Source organism: Agromyces sp. Y782, from assembly GCF_059445405.1.
The window spans coordinates 801,105-818,440 of record NZ_JCAIUG010000002.1 but is presented as its reverse complement, the minus strand read 5'-3'; the positions used below and the strand labels follow the sequence as shown (position 1 = coordinate 818,440).

The 17,336-nt window shown below is 68.3% G+C and carries 21 protein-coding genes; 9 read left to right on the top strand and 12 right to left on the bottom strand.

Annotated elements, in window-relative coordinates:
* The first annotated feature begins 32 nt into the window (after positions 1 to 32).
* Positions 33 to 818 (top strand): SGNH/GDSL hydrolase family protein, encoded by a 786-nt coding sequence (locus AC1C2S_RS18035; RefSeq protein ID WP_495353976.1) that lies wholly within the window; start codon positions 33 to 35, stop codon positions 816 to 818.
* Between the two features lie 29 nt (positions 819 to 847).
* On the opposite strand, the gene AC1C2S_RS18030 is transcribed toward AC1C2S_RS18035, so the two are convergent.
* Positions 848 to 2,098: a D-alanyl-D-alanine carboxypeptidase family protein gene (locus tag AC1C2S_RS18030; protein WP_495353975.1), complete on the bottom strand. Its 1,251-nt coding sequence runs from the start codon at positions 2,096 to 2,098 to the stop codon at positions 848 to 850.
* Complete coding sequence (locus tag AC1C2S_RS18025; RefSeq protein ID WP_495353974.1) at positions 2,091 to 2,912, bottom strand: TrmH family RNA methyltransferase; 822 nt, start codon at positions 2,910 to 2,912, stop codon at positions 2,091 to 2,093. Before AC1C2S_RS18025 ends, AC1C2S_RS18030 begins: the two co-directional genes overlap by 8 nt.
* A gap of 153 nt (positions 2,913 to 3,065) precedes the next feature.
* Here AC1C2S_RS18025 and AC1C2S_RS18020 point away from each other — a divergent pair, with 153 nt between their 5' ends.
* Positions 3,066 to 3,848, top strand: coding sequence for an NAD-dependent protein deacetylase (locus tag AC1C2S_RS18020; RefSeq protein ID WP_495354420.1), 783 nt, complete (start codon positions 3,066 to 3,068; stop codon positions 3,846 to 3,848).
* Between the two features lie 31 nt (positions 3,849 to 3,879).
* Entirely contained in the window at positions 3,880 to 4,497 is a 618-nt protein-coding gene (locus AC1C2S_RS18015) for a histidine phosphatase family protein (RefSeq protein WP_495353973.1), read from the top strand.
* Between the two features lie 82 nt (positions 4,498 to 4,579).
* Here the strand turns inward: AC1C2S_RS18015 and AC1C2S_RS18010 are convergent, their stop codons facing one another.
* Positions 4,580 to 5,680, bottom strand: a complete 1,101-nt coding sequence (locus AC1C2S_RS18010; RefSeq protein WP_495353972.1) for a glycosyltransferase family 4 protein — start codon at positions 5,678 to 5,680, stop codon at positions 4,580 to 4,582.
* Entirely contained in the window at positions 5,677 to 6,570 is an 894-nt protein-coding gene (locus tag AC1C2S_RS18005) for an alpha/beta fold hydrolase (protein WP_495353971.1), read from the bottom strand. Before AC1C2S_RS18005 ends, AC1C2S_RS18010 begins: the two co-directional genes overlap by 4 nt.
* 126 nt (positions 6,571 to 6,696) lie before the next feature.
* Between AC1C2S_RS18005 and AC1C2S_RS18000 the strand changes: the two genes are divergently transcribed.
* Positions 6,697 to 7,395 carry an exonuclease domain-containing protein gene (locus AC1C2S_RS18000; RefSeq protein WP_495353970.1) on the top strand — a complete coding sequence of 233 codons (699 nt, stop codon included), beginning with the start codon at positions 6,697 to 6,699 and terminating at the stop codon, positions 7,393 to 7,395.
* Here the strand turns inward: AC1C2S_RS18000 and AC1C2S_RS17995 are convergent.
* From AC1C2S_RS17995 to glgA, 4 genes are all read right to left on the bottom strand, one after another.
* Positions 7,372 to 7,983, bottom strand: a complete 612-nt coding sequence (locus tag AC1C2S_RS17995) for a GNAT family N-acetyltransferase (protein ID WP_495353969.1) — start codon at positions 7,981 to 7,983, stop codon at positions 7,372 to 7,374. The two genes, AC1C2S_RS18000 and AC1C2S_RS17995, sit on opposite strands and share 24 nt — an antisense overlap.
* Before the next feature lie 91 nt (positions 7,984 to 8,074).
* Positions 8,075 to 8,323, bottom strand: a complete 249-nt coding sequence (locus tag AC1C2S_RS17990) for a type B 50S ribosomal protein L31 (RefSeq protein WP_022892088.1) — start codon at positions 8,321 to 8,323, stop codon at positions 8,075 to 8,077.
* A gap of 111 nt (positions 8,324 to 8,434) precedes the next feature.
* The gene (locus AC1C2S_RS17985) at positions 8,435 to 9,220 is read right to left on the bottom strand and encodes an ABC transporter ATP-binding protein (protein ID WP_495353968.1); all 786 of its coding nucleotides are present in this window, start codon (positions 9,218 to 9,220) and stop codon (positions 8,435 to 8,437) included.
* 78 nt (positions 9,221 to 9,298) lie between these two features.
* Complete coding sequence (gene glgA, locus AC1C2S_RS17980; RefSeq protein ID WP_495353967.1) at positions 9,299 to 10,486, bottom strand: glycogen synthase; 1,188 nt, start codon at positions 10,484 to 10,486, stop codon at positions 9,299 to 9,301.
* 80 nt (positions 10,487 to 10,566) lie between these two features.
* Here glgA and AC1C2S_RS17975 point away from each other — a divergent pair, with 80 nt between their 5' ends.
* The 5 genes from AC1C2S_RS17975 (at position 10,567) to crcB (ending at position 13,920) form a co-directional block, all read left to right on the top strand.
* Positions 10,567 to 11,814, top strand: coding sequence for a glucose-1-phosphate adenylyltransferase (locus AC1C2S_RS17975; protein WP_495353966.1), 1,248 nt, complete (start codon positions 10,567 to 10,569; stop codon positions 11,812 to 11,814).
* Positions 11,811 to 12,494, top strand: a complete 684-nt coding sequence (gene serB, locus AC1C2S_RS17970; RefSeq protein WP_495353965.1) for a phosphoserine phosphatase SerB — start codon at positions 11,811 to 11,813, stop codon at positions 12,492 to 12,494. The genes AC1C2S_RS17975 and serB overlap by 4 nt, the downstream gene beginning before the upstream one ends.
* An 84-nt stretch (positions 12,495 to 12,578) precedes the next feature.
* A complete protein-coding gene (locus AC1C2S_RS17965) occupies positions 12,579 to 13,097 on the top strand; it encodes a universal stress protein (RefSeq protein ID WP_495353964.1) in 519 nt (172 codons plus the stop codon).
* Complete coding sequence (locus AC1C2S_RS17960; RefSeq protein ID WP_495353963.1) at positions 13,097 to 13,546, top strand: fluoride efflux transporter FluC; 450 nt, start codon at positions 13,097 to 13,099, stop codon at positions 13,544 to 13,546. Before AC1C2S_RS17965 ends, AC1C2S_RS17960 begins: the two co-directional genes overlap by 1 nt.
* A complete protein-coding gene (gene crcB, locus AC1C2S_RS17955; RefSeq protein WP_495353962.1) occupies positions 13,543 to 13,920 on the top strand; it encodes a fluoride efflux transporter CrcB in 378 nt (125 codons plus the stop codon). The genes AC1C2S_RS17960 and crcB overlap by 4 nt, the downstream gene beginning before the upstream one ends.
* A 39-nt stretch (positions 13,921 to 13,959) precedes the next feature.
* Here the strand turns inward: crcB and AC1C2S_RS17950 are convergent, their stop codons facing one another.
* From AC1C2S_RS17950 to AC1C2S_RS17935, 4 genes are all read right to left on the bottom strand, one after another.
* Positions 13,960 to 14,892: an urea transporter gene (locus tag AC1C2S_RS17950; protein ID WP_495353961.1), complete on the bottom strand. Its 933-nt coding sequence runs from the start codon at positions 14,890 to 14,892 to the stop codon at positions 13,960 to 13,962.
* Between the two features lie 73 nt (positions 14,893 to 14,965).
* Entirely contained in the window at positions 14,966 to 15,943 is a 978-nt protein-coding gene (locus tag AC1C2S_RS17945) for an urease accessory protein UreD (RefSeq protein ID WP_495353960.1), read from the bottom strand.
* A gap of 2 nt (positions 15,944 to 15,945) precedes the next feature.
* Positions 15,946 to 16,581, bottom strand: coding sequence for an urease accessory protein UreG (ureG, locus tag AC1C2S_RS17940; RefSeq protein ID WP_495353959.1), 636 nt, complete (start codon positions 16,579 to 16,581; stop codon positions 15,946 to 15,948).
* A gap of 58 nt (positions 16,582 to 16,639) precedes the next feature.
* Complete coding sequence (locus AC1C2S_RS17935; protein ID WP_495353958.1) at positions 16,640 to 17,335, bottom strand: urease accessory protein UreF; 696 nt, start codon at positions 17,333 to 17,335, stop codon at positions 16,640 to 16,642.
* Position 17,336 lies beyond the last annotated feature (1 nt).

Below are 17,336 nucleotides of genomic sequence, written 5' to 3'. Positions count from 1 at the left end.
CGAGCACGTGCAGGGACGTGCAGAATGGAGGCATGGTCACCCAGCAGCATCCATGGTCGCGCTACGTCGCCCTCGGCGACTCCTTCACCGAGGGCATCGGTGATCCCGAGCCGACTGTGCCCGGCGGCCACCGCGGCTGGGCCGATCGCGTTGCCGAGGTGCTCTCCCAAGGCACGGAAGACTTCGCCTACGCGAACCTCGCGGTGCGCGGCAAGCTGATCCAGCAGATCATCGACGAGCAGCTCGAACCGGCCCTCGCGCTGCGCCCCGACCTCATCACCATCTCGGCGGGCGGCAATGACGTGCTCCGGCCGCGCACCGACCCCGATGAGATCGCGTCGCGCTTCGAGTACGCGATCGAGCGACTCTCCCGTGATCATGCGACGATCGTGATCTTCACGGGCGTCGATGTCGGCTTCTCACCCGTGTTCCGCGGCATCCGCGGCAAGGTCGCGATCTACAACGAGAACCTCCGCGCCATCGCGCAGAAATACGACTGCATCGTCGCCGACCAGTGGGCGTTGACCGCGATCCAGGACCAGCGCATGTGGGCGCCCGACCGCCTGCACCTGAACTCGCTCGGGCATCACACCGTCGCACGCATGGTGCTCGACGCCCTGAACGTCGAGAACTCCCTCGAGCCGCTGAAGCCCGAGCCGCTGCCGTCGAGCAGGTGGCGACAGGCTCGCGTCGAAGACCTCTCGTGGGCGCGCGAGTACCTCGTGCCATGGGTGCTGCGCCGGGTGCGCCACCAGTCGTCGGGCGATCTCATCAGCGCCAAGCGACCGGATGCCGGGCCGTATTCGCTGCCCGACTGACCCGCGGCCACCGACGGCTCACGCGAGCTTCAGTCGAGCCCGCCCGGATTGGCGAGCCGCCACCACGTGCCTGGATCGACGATCGCGGCGTCGAGCACGAGCGGCACGGTGATCTCTTGAGACCCGGCGCGCACGACGGCGGTGCCGACCTGGTCGCCGCGAGACGCGAGCCCGACGGAGTCAGCCCGCACCTCGACATCGACCGGCGTATCGCTCCAGACGACGACGGATGCCCCGTCGGCGGCGCGTGCCCGCGCCGAGTCGCCCCACGGCGTCGTGTACTCGGCGAGCACCGTGTTCGCCTCGAGCGCCGCGACCTCGTGGAAGCCCGGCGCGATGGAGTCGAGCAGCGTCGCGATGGCCTCGTCGAGCACGGCATGCGACTCCCCGCCGAGCAGCACGCCGACCACGGTCACACTCGACGAACCCACGGCGTAGTCGGCCGTGAAGAGCAGGTTCGCCGCGTCATCCGTCGAGCCGGTCTTCATGCCGTCGATGCCGTGCGTGCCGAGCAACTTGTTCGAGTTCGTCAGAACACCGATCTCGGGGATCTCGACGCTCTTCGACGCGACGATGGCCGCGATCGTCGGGTCTTGGAGTGCGATCTCGCCGAGCGCGACCATGTCCGCCGCGGTGCCGACGTTGTCGTCGGAGATGCCGCTGGAGTCGACGACGTGCGTGTTCGCCAGCCCGTGGGCGGTCAGCCAGGCATTGGCCTTCTCGACGAGCGCCTGCTCGGAGCCGAAGGCCCAGTTCGAGAGCGAGATGCCGTAGTTGTTGCCCGACGGGATCAGGAGCGCCTCGAGGCTCTCCTTGAGGCTCAGGGTCGCGCCTGCCTCGACGGGAGCGACCGACCCGTTCTGGGCGACCATGTCCCAGTAGATGTCGACGTCGGCTTCGGTGTACTCGATGTCGGGGCCGCTCTCGCCGGCCGGGATCGGATGCGCCTCGAGCAAAACGAGGGCCGTGATGACCTTCGTGATGCTCGCCATCGCCATTGGCGTCGCCTCGTTTCCAGAGGCGACGAGACCGTCGAACCCGACGGCCCCGACGGCGTAGCCGCCGAAGCCCGGCAGTGCGAGCGGTTGCGCGGCCGCTGCGACGGGCTCGGGGTCGGTGATCTGCGGCGCGGCGGCCGGCACCGCCGCGCCGAGCGTGTTGGTCGTGTAGACCCCGCCTGTCGTGACGAGCGCGATCACGATCGCGAGCGCGCTGACGGCGACGACGCGTCGTCGCCGGTACACGTGGGCGTTCGCCTGGCGGGCTTCGATCTCAGTCATCGGCAGACTCCTCGTTGAGCGCGACAGCGTAGAGCACGACTGCAGCAGCGGCAGCCACGTTCAGGGAATCGACGCCGTGCCGCATCGGAATCGTCACGACTCGGTCGGCGGCCTCGAGCGCCGTCCGGCTGAGTCCGTCGCCCTCGGCGCCGAACACGAGGGCCAGCCGCTCGGGCGGATCTGCCGCGAGCTCGCGGAGCGAGACCGCACCGTCGGCGAGGGCGAGGGCAGCGATCGTGAAGTCGTGAGCGCGCAGCATCCGTGACGCCTCAGGCCACTCGGGCAGCCGGGTCCACGGCACCTGGAACACCGTGCCCATGCTCACCCGCACGCTGCGACGGTAGAGCGGGTCGGCACATCGAGGGCTCACGAGTACCGCGTCGGCGCCGAGCGCCGCGACGCTGCGGAAGATGGCGCCGACGTTCGTGTGATCGACGATGTCTTCCAGCACCACGACACGGCGGGCGCTCGCGAGGAGCTCTGCCGGGTCGGAGAGCACCGGGCGCTCGAACGCCGCCAGGGCGCCGCGGTGCACGCGATAGCCCGTGATCGCCTCGAGCTGGTCGGGGTCGGCGAGGTGCACGGGGATGTCGAACGGCGCGAGCACCGGCTCGAGCCCGGCGAGCCATTTCTCTTCCATGAGCACCGAGCGCGGCCGATGACCGGCGCTGATCGCACGGCGGATGACCTTGGCCGACTCGGCGATGTAGAGACCCTGCTCGGGCTCGCTGGCGCTGCGCAGCACGACGTCGGTGAGCCGCGCGTAATCGGCCACCGCATCGGATGCCGCGTCGCGGACTCGTTCGATGTGCATGGGTCTCCTCCCCTCCAGCCTGCCAGTGCCGGAAACATTCCGGAAAACGGACACGTCTAGAATCGGAGCACCGTCGAAGGGAGACGTGCAGTGAGCACTGGCATCGAGACTCCGGTCGCAGCCGAAGCGCGACTCGTCGAAGCGATCGAGCTCATGCGCGGTGCGCGTGTCGCGGTGCTCACCGGCGCCGGCGTCAGCACCGATTCGGGCATCCCCGACTATCGCGGCGAGGGCGCGCCCGTGCGCACACCGATGACCGTGCAGACGTTCCTCGCCTCCGAGACCGCCCGCAAACGTTACTGGGCCGGCAGCCACCTCGGCTGGCGCAGCTTCGGCAACGCGCGACCGAACCGCGGCCACCTCGCGCTCGCCGAACTCGAGGCGAGCGGCGTCGTCAGCGGCGTGATCACGCAGAACGTCGACGGCCTGCACCGGCGCGCGGGCAACCGGCACGTCATCGAACTGCACGGCAGCATGGATCGCGTGCTCTGCCTCACCTGCGGCCAGCACTACGCCCGCCAGGCGATCGCCGATCGGCTCGAAGCCCTCAACCCCGACATCGACCTCGAAACCGCGATTCGACCCGCGCCCGACGGCGATGTCGAGGTCGACGACGTCGACGCGATGGTGATCCCGTCGTGCACGGTGTGCGGCGGCATCCTGAAGCCCGACGTCGTGTTCTTCGGAGAGTTCGTTCCGGCCGCCACCTTCCAGGCGGCCGCAGCGCTCGTGCAGGGCGCCGACGTGCTGCTCGTCGCCGGCTCCTCACTCGTCGTGAACTCGGGCATGCGACTCATCGAGCAGGCACGCCGTAAACGCCTGCCGATCATCGTCGTGAACCGCGGCATCACCAAGGGCGACAGCCGCGCCGTGGTGAAAATCGACGCGGGCGCGAGCGAGACCCTCGAAGCGTTCGCCGCAGCGCTCGATTCGTGACGTCGGCGGCCGTTCTGCAAGAGTTGTCGGCATGACGGATGCCACCAGTACCGCGCCGGTACTCACCGCCCCGGTGCTCATCGCTCTCGTACGCCACGGCGAGACCGATTGGAACCGGGACCGGCGCATCCAGGGCACGACCGACATCCCGTTGAACGACACCGGACGGAGTCAGGCGGCACAGACCGCGGCGCTGCTCGCCGATACCGGCTGGGACGCCGTGTACGGCACCCCGCTCTCGCGTGCATCGGAGACGGCCCAGATCATCGCTCGAACGCTCGAGCTGCCGGAGCCGCGTCTCGTCGCGGCGCTGGCCGAACGCGGCCACGGCGTGCTCGAGGGTCTCGACCACGCCGGCCGCGCCGCCGTCGAGGCGCAAGCAGCGACCATCGAAGGGCTCGAGCCGCGCTCGGCGGTGATCGAGCGTGCGACCGCTGCGCTGGCCGCCATCGCAGCCGCGCACCCCGGTGGCTCCGTCATCGTCGTCTCGCACGGCGGGGTCATCCACTCGCTCATGCTGCACCTGAGCGGCTGGAGCCTGCCGGGCGCGGGGTACACGATCGTGAACGGGTCGGTGCACCTCGTGCGATTCGAGGCGGGCGAGCTCGAGATCGTGCAGCCCGAGGCCCTCACCGGTACCGACGCGTAGCTGCAGGTAGACATTCGTGGTGCCGATGCCAGCTCACCCATTCGAGCCTCTCGGTGCTGATGGCGGGCCACGACCGGCGAGCTCAGCGGCGGGCGCGCCGACGACGTCGCCGCCCATTGCCGGTGACCGTGGCCCGCATCAGGGCGAGTAGGCGATCGGCCGAAGCCGCCCAGTTGTATCGTGCCGCGACGCCGACGGACAGCTCCGAGCGCCGTTCCCACTCCCCCGTACGCTCGAGTGACCACAGCGCCGCGACGAGCGACTCAGGGTTCTCGGGGTCGAAGTACACGGCCGCGTCGCCGCCGATCTCGCGGAAGATCGGGATGTCGCTGACGACCACCGGAGTGCCGAGCCTCATGGCCTCGACGAGCGGGATGCCGAAGCCCTCGGCCTTCGAGGCGTGCACGAGGGCGGTGGCGCCGGCGAGCAGTTCGGCGTACGCGGCATCCGTCGCACCGTCGTGGAAGACGAGCCGGGCCTGCGGTGCGAGGCGGGTGAGTCGGGTGCGCTCGGCTCGGCTGATGCGACTCACGAGGTGCAACTCGTGATCGGGCAGCGCCGCGACGGCGCGCACGAGGGTGTCGACGTTCTTGTAGGGCATGTACGAGCCCATGTAGACGAGCCGGTGACCTTCTGGGCGCACACGCGGCAGCGAGGGCGCACCGAAGTCGTCGGCGGCGTTCGGCACGACGGTGACCGGTCGATCGGTGAGGTGGTGCTCGTGGATGAGCCCGGCGGTCGTCTCGGACACCGTGACGATGTGGTCGGCGCGGTTCAGCAAGAGGCGCTGCGGCCACCACGCGAGGTGGTAGAGCCGCCAGAGCAGGCGCACCGGGGCGGGGAGATCGCGCGGCGGCGTGCGGTTCTCGTAGTAGATGAGGTCGTGCAGGGTGAGCAGCAGCTTGTAGTCGCGCCCCCACGAGCCCATGGTCTGCATCGGCGTGAACACCACGTCGGGTCGCAGCTTCTTGACCTGCAACGCCACGAGCGGCTCACGGATGCTCGTGGGTGAACTCACGAGCTGCCACGGCAGCTCGGGCAGCATGTCGAGCTGGCGGTGATCGCTGACGAGCATGGTGAGTGGATGCCGCTTGCCCAGCTCGGTCACGATGCCCGCGGTGAATCGGCTGATGCCGTCGTGCTGACCGATGCGGGTGTAGCGGCAGTCGACGACGATTCTCACGCGCGCGCCTCCGCGCGGAGAAACCGCAGGATGCGGGACGCGGCATCGCCGGGCGTCTCGTAGTGGATGAGGTGGCCCACCTCGGGGATCACCTCGAGGCTCGCATCGGGAAAGAGCGTCAGGAGCCGCTGCTGGGCCGAGAGCGGCGTGACGTCGTCTCGCGCGGCGGCGACGAGCAGGGTCGGCACGGCGATGTCGGCCGCGAACTGGCTGACGTCGTTGCCGACCGACGCACGGAAGGCTTCGAGCACGGCGTCGCGATCGCCGAACGCCGAGAAGTATCGGTCGTGCTGGTCGTGGATCCATCGCCGGAGCGACTTCGATCGCGTCTTGGCCATCGTGACGCTCATGATGCGCACTATGGCGCCGTTGCGCAGCAGCGCGAACCCCGCCCGCTCGGGCAGTGCCGCGGCCGTGCGGTAGTAGAGCACCGCCAGTCGGGTCATGACGCCGCGCGGCCCTTCGAGCGCCGGTGCGCCGATCGGGTTCACGAGCACGAGTCGCTCGGGTGCGAGCCCGCCTGCGACGGCCGCCGCAGACACGATCGAGCCGAACGAATGGCCGAGCAGTACGTAGGGCCCGGTGATGCCGATGGCGTCGATGAACGCGCCGAGCCAGTCGGTGTACGACGCGATGTCGTGCGGTCGAGCCGAGAACGTCGCCGACTCGCCGAATCCCGGAAGGTCGGGCGAGATGATGCGGAAGCCTGGAAGCTGGGCCACCACCGGTTCGAGGCCGTGATGGTCGCCGCGGAACCCGTGCACGAGCACGAGTACCGGGGCATGCGCTTCGCCGTACTCCCACCAGGCGGTCTCGGTGCCCTCGACGTCGACGCGGTGCGCCCGCACGGGGATGCGAGCGAGCTGCTCGGCGTACGGGGAGGTGATCATCGCTGCCATTCTATGGCGCGTCGCCTGCACGAGACTGAGTGCTGTGGAGAGCCGCGCCCGAACGGATGCCGCCGACACGCGTGCTCCCGGCGCGGCGATGACGGTGGCCGACCATAACCTGACGCCATGGATCTCACGGGAGCCCGCTGGGCTGACACACTCGCCGTTTTCGACCTCGAGACGACCGGCATCGACGTCGACACGTGCCGCATCGTCACGGCGCACGTCGGAGTACTCGGCGCCGATGGAGAAGTGCTCGAGCGACGTGAGTGGCTCGTCGATCCGGGCATCGAGATTCCCACTGCCGCATCGCTGATTCACGGAGTCAGCACCGAGCGTGCGCGACTCGAGGGGCAGTCTGCGCCGAGCGCGATCGCCGAGATCATCGAAGCGCTGACGGATGCCGCGGGGCGCGGGCTGCCGATCGTCGCCTACAACGCCGCGTACGATCTGACGACCCTCGAACGCGAGGCCGCCCGGTACGGCATCGCTCAACTGGCCGGCCCGGGAGCGGTCATCGACCCGCTCGTGATCGACAAGGCCGTCGACCGCTACCGGCGCGGCAAGCGCACGCTCTCGGCCGCTGCCGAGCACTACGGCGTGGTGCTCGAAGACGCCCACGACGCCGGTGCCGACGCCGTGGCTGCGGGCCGGGTGGCTCAGGCCATCGCTCGCGCATACCCCGAACTCGCCGCCGTGGCCGTCGCCGAACTGCACGCGCGCCAGGTCGACTGGAGTCGCGAGCAGGCCGAGAGCTACCAGCAGTGGCGCCGCAAGAACGGCGAGCCCGAGTTCACCACTTCAGGCGCGTGGCCGGTGCGCTGAGCCGTCGATCGACTGCGCCGCTTCGCGGAGCTGCGAATAGACGAACAGGTCGCGTCGCTCCGAGCGGATCACGCGCCACGATCGCAATAGTCCCTCGCGCTCGAACCCGGCCGCCTCGGCTGTCTTCCACGAGCCGGTGTTCCAGGGCTCTACGAACAGTTCGAGGCGCTCGAGCGACGGCAGGCTCCACGCCCACGTGCTGAGCGCTTGCAGCGCCTCGGTCGCGTAGCCTCGACCGCGCGCTGACGGGGCGATCCAGTACCCGATGCTCGCCCGCCCCGGGTCTTCGCGAACGGGCCAGAGCCCGATCTGTCCGATGGCGCGCTCGACAGGGTCCGCGATCGCGAACGAGTACCCCGTGCCCGAGCCGAGACGTCGATGCTGGCGCGCGATGTACGCACGCGCACCGCGACGGTCGGCGTCTCGCGGAACGGAGGTCACGTCGGGGATCAGCGAGTCCCGCGAAGCCTCGCGCACCGTGTCGACGTCATCGTCGAGGAACGCGCGGAGCGCGACGCGTTCGCCGGCGATCGAGGGCAACTCGAGCGCTCGGGTCACGCCCGTGCGGATGCGTGAGGATGCCGGCATGCGGCGACGCTAACACGATGCCACGCGCTGCCGCCCGTGAGCAGACGAAAGAGGCCCCGCCAGTGGGCGGAGCCTCTTTCGTCGGCAGGTGTTACTTGCCGAAGTTCTTGAAGCGCTGGTTGAACTTCTCGACGCGGCCGGCCGAGTCCATGATGCGCTGCTTGCCCGTGTAGAACGGGTGCGACTCCGACGAGATCTCGACGTCGATCACCGGGTAGGTGACACCGTCGAGCTCGATCGTCTTGTCGCTCGTCGTCGTCGAACGGGTGAGGAAGGTGGCGCCCGAAGCGAGGTCGCGGAAGACGATTGCGTTGTACTCGGGGTGGATGTCGGTCTTCATGGAGACTTCCTTGCTCTGCGTATGGTGGATTCGAAGCCTGCGCGCACGCAGGAAAGTGTTGCAGCCCATGGGCCAGCTACCGATTCTAGCAGAATCGATCGCGAAGGTCGGTCATACCGCGCGAGCTGCGTACCGGCCATCGGTCTCGACGAGCTCGATCTTCATGCCGAACGCCTCGGTGAGGTTGTCGGCCGTGAGTGCCTCGGCGAGCGGGCCAGCGGTCACGATGCCGCCCTTCTTGAGGAGGAGCGCGTGAGTGAAGCCGACGGGGATCTCTTCGACGTGGTGGGTCACCATGACGATCGCGGGTGACGCAGACGAAGCGGCGTAGCCACCGAGCAGCCCGACGAGCTCTTCGCGCGCCCCGAGGTCGAGGCTCGCGGCGGGCTCGTCGAGGAGCAGTAGTTCGGGGTCGGTCATGACGGAGCGTGCGATCTGCACTCGCTTCTGCTCGCCGTCGGAGAGGCTGCCGAATCGGCGTTCGGCGAAGCCGTCGAGGCCCCACTCGTTGAGCACTCGCTGGGCACGGCGGAGGTCGATCGACTCGTACTCCTCGTTCCAGCGGCCGGTGACCGAGTATGCGGCCGTCAGCACGACGTCGAGCACGGTCTCGTTGCGCGGGATCTTGCGGGCCATCGCGGTCGAGGCGAAGCCGATCATGGGTCGCAGTTCGAAGACGTCGACCTTGCCGAGCGACTCCTGCAGCACATCTGCTTTGCCCGACGTGGGGTGCATCGCCGCCGCGGCGATCTGCAGCAGCGTCGTCTTGCCTGCCCCATTGGGACCGAGGATGACCCACCGTTCGTCGGAGGCGACGCTCCAGTCGACCGAGTCGAGGATCGTGTTGCCATTGCGGACCACCGACACATCGTGGAACTGCAGAACCGTGCTCGCCATGCGTCCCATGCTATCGGCAGCGAGGAGGTCGCTCGGTGCAGGAGACGCGCCGTGCGAGCCGTGCGCGCCGCCCACGGCTCAGCGGGCGAGCACCCGCTCGTAGAGCTCGAGGGTACGCTCGGCTATCGCCGTCCAGCCGAAGTGCGTCTCGGCGCGCCGTCGGCCGGCCGCGCCCATTGCCGCGGCACGCGTGGGATCGGCGACGACCGCGGTGAGCGCCGCCGCGAGGTCGGCGACGAATCGATCGGGATCGACGGGCGTTCCTGTCCCGTCGTCGAGCTGCTCGATCGGCACCAGCACGCCGGTGACGCCGTCGTCGACGACCTCGGGAATGCCGCCGGTCGCGGTGCCGACCACCGGCGCCCCGCAGGCCATCGCCTCGAGGTTCACGATGCCGAGCGGCTCGTAGATCGATGGGCAGACGAACGCCGTCGCAGCAGTGAGAAGGGCGGTGAGTTCGGTGCGCGGCAGGTGCCGGTCGATCCACACGACGCCGCCCCGTTCCGCGCGAAGGGCGTCGACCGACGATGTGACCTCGGCCATGATCTCCTCGGTGTCGGGAGCGCCGGCGCACAACACGAGTTGCACGTCGGCGGGCAGCAGGCGCGCGGCGCGAAGGAGGTACGGAAGCCCCTTCTGCCTGGTGATGCGCCCGACGAAGACGATCGACGGCCGGTCGGGGTCGACGCCGAGCCCGCGAACCGTGTCGGGATCGTCTCGCGGCGCCCAGTCGACGAGGTCGATGCCGTTGTAGACCACGTCGACTCGCTCGGGATCGACGGAGGGATAGGCACGAAGGATGTCGCGGCGCATGCCCTCGCTGACAGCTACGACCGCGTCGGCGTCTTCGAAGGCGGCGCGCTCGACCCACGATGAGAGCCGGTACCCGCCGCCGAGTTGTTCGGCCTTCCACGGCCGCAGCGGCTCGAGGCTGTGCGCGGTCACGACGTGTGGCACGCCGTGCAGTCGTTTCGCCGTGAACCCGGCGAAGTTCGCGTACCAGGTATGCGAATGCACGAGATCGGCACCGGCCGCATCGCCCGCCATGAGCAGGTCGACGCTCATCGTGCCGAGCGCCGGATTCGCAGCGGAGAACTCCGCCGGTGTCGGGTAGCCGGTCGTGCCCGGTTCAGTGCGCGGCGATCCGAAGCAGCGCACCTGCACGTCGATCGAACGGCGCAGGGCGCGCACGAGTTCGGCGACGTGCACACCGGCGCCCCCGTAGACCTCGGGCGGGTATTCGCGGGTGAGCAGGTCGACGCGCATGCAGCAAACGTAGCGCAGCGGCATCCGTCACGCCCCGACTTCGCTGCCCGTTCGCGCCCGCCGCTGGCTACAGTTGTGGCATGGCGACGCGCAAGGTATTCGGCATCGTCCTCGCCGGCGGCGAGGGCAAGCGACTCATGCCCCTCACGGAGGATCGCGCGAAGCCGGCGGTGCCGTTCGCCGGGCAGTACCGGCTGATCGACTTCGCCCTGTCGAATCTGCTGAACTCGGGCTTGCGGCAGATCGTCGTGCTCACCCAGTACAAGTCGCACAGTCTCGATCGCCACGTCTCGCAGACCTGGCGTCTGAGCGGGCTCCTGAACTCCTACGTCGCCTCGGTGCCGGCCCAGCAACGCCTCGGGAAGCGCTGGTTCTCGGGTTCGGCCGATGCCATCCTGCAGAGTCTCAACCTCATCTACGACGAGCGCCCCGACATCATCGTCGTCGTCGGTGCCGATCACGTCTACCGCATGGACTTCGACCAGATGATCGACGCGCACATCGAGTCCGGCGCGGCGGCAACGGTCGCCGCGATCCGTCAACCGATCTCACTCGCCGACCAGTTCGGCGTCATCGAGGTCGACCCATCGCACCCGACACGCATCCACCGGTTCCTCGAGAAGCCGAGTGACCCGGTCGGCCTCCCCGACTCGCCGCAAGAGGTGCTCGCCTCGATGGGCAACTACGTGTTCGACGCCGACGCGCTCATTGACGCGGTGCTCCGCGACGGGGAACGCACCGACTCCAGCCACGACATGGGCGGCGACATCATCCCGGCGTTCGTCTCGCAGGGTGCCGCCGGCGTCTACGATCTCCAGCGCAACGACGTGCCGGGCTCGACCGACCGCGATCGGTACTACTGGCGTGACGTCGGAACCATCGACTCCTTCTTCGAAGCCCACCAAGACCTCATTTCGGTGCTGCCCGTCTTCAACCTCTACAACCGCGAGTGGCCGATCTTCAGCCAGCAGCTCAATTCGCCGCCCGCCAAGTTCACGCGCGACGCCCGCGGCACGCTCGGCACCGTGATCGACTCGATCGTCTCGCTCGGTTCGGTGATCTCGGGCGCGCACGTCGAACGCAGCGTCATCGGGCCGTGGGCGATCGTCGGCTCGGGCGCGCACGTGGCCGACTCGATCCTCTTCGACCGGGCGCGCATCGACGCCGGCGCCACCGTGCAGCGTGCGATCCTCGATAAAGAGGTCGTCGTCGATGCGGGCGCCCGCATCGGCGTCGACCGCGCTGAAGACCTCGCCCGCGGCTTCATCGTGACCGACAGCGGCATCACCGTGGTCGGCAAGGGTTCCCGGGTTCGGGCCAGCGCGTGAGCGCCGGCACCACCGGCCGCGCGAGCGGCCCCCTCGTCGTGCTCGATGCGGATTCCACACTCATCCGCGAAGAGGCGATCGAGCTGCTCGCCGAAGCGGCCGGCAGCCTCGAGCACGTGGCCGCCGTGACCGAACGCGCCATGCGCGGTGAGCTCGACTTCGCCGAGAGTCTGCGCGAACGGGTCGCGACCCTCGCCGGGCTCGATGTCTCGGCGCTCGCCGCCGCACGCGAACGCATGACACCCACGCCGGGCGCGTTGGAGCTCATCGAGGGCGTGCACGCTGCCGGCGGTCGCGTCGGTGTGGTCTCGGGCGGATTCCACGAGCTCCTCGACCCGCTGGCCGAGGAGCTCGGCTTGGACTTCTGCCGAGCGAATCGGCTCGAGATGGCTGACGGCCGCCTCACGGGCCGCGTCGACGGGCCGATCATCGACGCCGCAGCCAAGGCCTCGGCGCTCGAGGAGTGGGCTGCAGTGAGCGGCATCCCGTTGCGCCGAACCGTCGCGGTGGGCGACGGCGCGAACGACCTGCAGATGCTCGACCGCGCGGCTCTCGGTGTCGCGTTCTGCGCGAAGCAGATCGTTCGAGCCCAGGCGGATGTCGCGATCGACCGCCCCGACCTCTCGAACGTGCTCGCTCTGCTCGGCTTGCGGACGCGGTCCGGATCGACGCCCCGCTGAGTCGTTCATCGTCGTGACGGGCAGGTCACGGGTGCGGGCACCGGTCCATTGACCCCGCCGTTGCACCCGCGTAGCATCACGAACATGACGTTTCGGGGGGAAAGTCATCACTCGCATCCGGTCGTAGTCGGTGTGGCACCCGGCCAGCCTCCGGTCGTCGTTCTCCGCGCGGCGGCCTTCGCGAAGCGATTCGGCACCGAACTCGTGTGCGCCCACGTCAACCCGGCACGATTCGCCACTTCGGAAGCCGTCGACGGTTCCATCGCGAGTTCCTCGCTCGACCCCGACTACGCCGACGAACGCGAGACCGAGTTCGACGCGAAACTCGCAGCAGCCCTGAGTGAGATCCTCACTGATTCGGATGTCGCCTGGCGCCCGCTCGTGCTGGCCGGCGACGTCGCGCGTGCGCTCGGGCATCTGGGAGACACTCTCGACGCGTCGATGATCGTGGTCGGGAGTCATGAGCACTCGATCGGGGGAAGCATCCAGGAGTTCTTCAACCGTTCGATCGGCGTGCAGCTGGCGCATCAGCAGCTGCGCCCGGTCGTCATCATCCCCGCGCGAGCCCCCGACATCCCGTCACCGCTCCCGGGCAGCGACTGATGGCCCCCGCCCGGCCGCCGCACCTCAGGTGGGCGCCGATCGGTCTCGTCGTGCTGGGCGGAGCCTTCGGAGCCGCATCGCGCGAGCTGCTCTCCCTCGCGATCCCGAATCTCGGCGACGTTCCGATCGCGATTCCCATCATCAACGTCGTTGGTGCGTTCCTCCTCGGGTATCTCTACTCCGGAGTGACCTTCCTCGGCTCCGCCAGTTCGACGGCGAAGAACCTCAAGCTCCTGCTCGGAACCGGATTCTGCGGCGGGTTCACCACCTACAGCTCCCTGGCGACCGACACTGTGGTCCTTATACATCACGGCTCAGTGGGGACATCGGTGCTCTATGCACTCGGCACCGTCGTCGTGGGCGGTTTCGCAACCTGGCTCGGCATCATCGCCGGTTCCGCGTACAGCTCGCGGAAGGCGCACACGACGAAGGCGGAGGCCACCTCATGACCTTCTGGCTCCTCCTCCTGCTCGCCGTCGCCGGCGGAATCGGCGCTGGCGTGCGTTTCCTCGTCGACGGGGCGATCCGTTCGCACTTGCACACGGCGTTCCCATGGGCGACGACCATCATCAACGTGTCGGGATCCCTCGTGCTCGGCTTCATCACCGGACTCACAATGACGCACCTCCTGCCGACCGACCTCAGCGTCATCATCGGCACGGGCTTCCTCGGCGGCTACACGACGTTCAGCACGGCGAGCTACGAGACGGTTCAACTGATCAAGCAGCGACGGTATGCACAGTCGTTCATGAGCGGCGTTCTCATGCTCGTGTTCAGCGTCGCAGCCTCAGGCCTCGGGTTCTGGATCGGCCTCTCGATCTGAGTTCCCGACGGTCGCCGCTGAGCTCCTGACGTCGCCCGATCAGGTGCGTTTGGCCTGCGGAATGAACGCCGCGATGATCAAGAACACCCAGGTCGTGAGGATGTACGGCCACGTGTACGTCGGCCCCGACAGGTGATGCATGCCGAGGGTCACGAACGCGGTCACGATGGTGCCGATCACCGCGAGAATCCATGAGATGGTGCTCGACTGCAGGAACACCACCGCGAGTGCGATCGCGGTCAGCACGCCCGAGTAACCGGCGAGACCGTTCGCCGTCTCGGTGAGGGTCTCCCCCACCGCGAGCGCGCACAGGCTGCCGACGACGCTTCCCACGACTGCGGCGACTCCGACCTTCCAGCTTGCGATGAACAGGCCGATGAGGATCAGCGCGCCCGACCAGATGTTGTCGATCAGCACGACCTGCGACACGTTTGTCAAGAGCGAACGGAAGAACGCCTCGACGGCCGAGTCGGCTACGGTCAGCGGCGCTGAACTCACGTGCAGCGGAACCGTCGTGAGCAGGATGCCCGTCGCCACGATGCAGAACGGCGCGGTGGTCGACGGCAGCGCGAACCGCTGCATCGGCTTCAGTGCGAAGACCCAGACCACGAACCACGTCACGGGGGCGCAGATCAGCCCGCCCACGATCGCGATCGGATAGCTGGCCCACTGATCGCCCCCGAGCGCCGAGAAGGTCGCGGCTCCGACGAGTGCCCCGCAGAAGCCCTGCATGCCGGCGACGACATTATCGGGCTTCGCCCCGAGCCATCGACCGGCGAGCATGCTCGCCGCGCAGCCGAGTACCACGAGTATCGCCATGCGCCAGTCGGCGACCACGAACGCGGCGAGGATGAGCAACCCCGTCCAGATGTTCGCTTGGAAGTAGATCTGCGAGGGGCCATGGACGAATGCCAGCAGCCAGTTCTGGAACGACCCGACGTGCGTCGGTGCCGACGCCGATGCCGTGGTCATGGTCGTGGCCCTTCGCTGCGGAATCGCCGTACAGGAGATGAACGCTGAATCTTCATGATGTCTGCTCCTTCTCTCAGGTCTTTCTCGACTTCGGTGCGCGGCGGCCGGTCAGCAGTTCGTGTACTGCAGCGGATGTCGTGCTCCATGCCCGCGCGACGGCGACCGGGTCGTTTCCGACCAGTCGCATCCAGGCGCCCGTATCACCCGGCAGCGCGCTCACGCCAAAGACGAGGTCGTCGTCGGCCATGCCGTCGAGCACCCCTCGCAGGCAATCCGCGATCTCGGTCGGCGGAACGAGCGGTGTGAAGACGTACAACGAGATGAGGATGTCGTGATCGGCGAGCACCGCGGTGCCGCCGACGCCCCTGCTCTCGGGGCAGAGGCGCACCCGGTCGACGGCGACGATACGGCCCCCCGGCCGTCGCACCTCGAAGTCCGACGCGAACACTTCGTAGTCGTGACGTTCGTTGTACGCGAGCCTGCCCGCGTATACCTGCTCCCCGACCACGAGTGTGGCGGTCTCGTCGAGCACGACCGACGTCTGCTGGGTGAACCGCGAACCGGCGAACGGCACGACCGGGTCGGGAAGGTACTCGACGAATGCCGACGCCTCCACCGTGAGGTTCATGATCGCGGAGGCATAGTCGGTTTCCGACTTGTACACGCGCGTCTGTGCTTGCGTGGTGATATGAGCCGACGTCTCCGGCCCGAACTCGAGATCGGTCCGCAGCCGGTCTCCCTGCACGATGCCGCCACCCGTCGACATCAGGTAGGTGTGCGGCATGTCGGGTCGCTCGGGGTCGAAGTAGAGCGGGCGCATGATCTGCAGCGGCGACTTCTGATAATGCGAGACGAGCTCGGTACGCGGCCCCGTGCGCTCGAAGCGCAGTTGCAGCACCCCGACCTTTCCCGGGCTCCCGACCGGGAGCATCTCCGGCGTGCCGGCGTGCCGGAGCACCTCCGCCGGAACCCGGCGGGGCTCGTAGTGCTCGGGCCGGAGCCGGTACCCTCCCGGGAACTCCGGGGCAGGCACCGTCACGGGGACGGTCACGCTCATCCGACGAGCTCGGATCTGCTGCCGTTCCACTGCGCCATGATCTCGGCGTGGAGCTCCTCCAGCCCTTCGCCGGTCAGTGAGTTCGTCAAGGCGACGGGCCGGCCTTCGCGTACGCGATGGGCATCGCTCTCCATCACCGCGAGGTCGGTGCGCACGTATTGCGCGATGTCGATCTTGTTGATGACGAGGATGTCGGAGTCGGTGATGCCAGGGCCGCGCTTTCGCGGCATCTTCTCTCCCTCCGCGGTGTCGAGCACGAAGATGAAGATATCGGCGAGGGCGGGCGAGAATGTCAGCGTGAGGTTGTCCCCGCCCGACTCGTAGATGAGCGTGTCGATATCAGGGAAGCGCTCGAGCATCTCGGCCCCGACTGCGAGGTTCATCGTCGGATCGTCCCGCACGGCCGTGTGCGGGCATGCGCCGGTCTCGACTCCGACCACACGCTCGGGGTCGAGGATTCCCGCGAGCTCACGACGCACGTGGTGGGCGTCCTCCTGGGTGTAGATGTCGTTCGTGATGACACCCGGCGTGCGCCCGGCTGCGATCAAGATCGGCACCAGCGCTTCCGTCAGCGCGGTCTTGCCCGATCCGACCGGTCCCCCGATGCCGATTCTCAAGACGTTGTCGCTCATGAGATCCTCATTCCCTCTTCGTTGCTTCGACGTTTGATCACGTGCTCGTTCCGTTCGGTCAACTGGCGAAGAGCCGCGCCTCGGCCCGTTCGTGCTGGGCCGACATGATGTCGGCTACCGGTGCGCACCCGCCGAGCTCGTCGGGGTCTCGTGCAAGCGCGTCGCCGGCGACCTCCTCGATGACGGGTGCGATCGCGCGCAGGATCACCTGGGCCTTCCGGTGGTCGGTGAGCCGGAGCCTGAGTCCGGCGCCGACGAAACTCACCGAGAAGGCGAACAGGTCGGAGACGACCGCTCGCTCGGTCGCAACGCCGCTTTCCGCATACGCGACCGCCGCCGCGACCGGTTGGCATCCCGGGGTCGTTCTGGCCGTCACTCGGCGGCCGTACTCTACGAGCCCGGCCCCACCGATCACCTCGCTCGCGAGATCGGTGAACTGATGCCCGCTCCGCACGGAGGCCGTGCGCATTTCCGCGTTCAGTTTCGAGGCGAACAACAACTGGTCGATCTCCTCGACGCGGTTCCAGTCCGACACGGATGCCGCGCGGTGGGCCCCGGCGAGTGCAGTCGCATCGCCGGGGCCCACGGAGTGCACGAGCAGTTCGGTCAACAGTTCCTGCACATCGCCCGGACCGACCAGATGCGCCTGACGGTACCCTTCGAGCCCGTGCGACATCGTGTAGAAACCGCTGGGAAACGCGGAGTCGGAGAACTGCAGACTCGTCAGCAGCTGCTGCACTTCCGAGACCCCCATT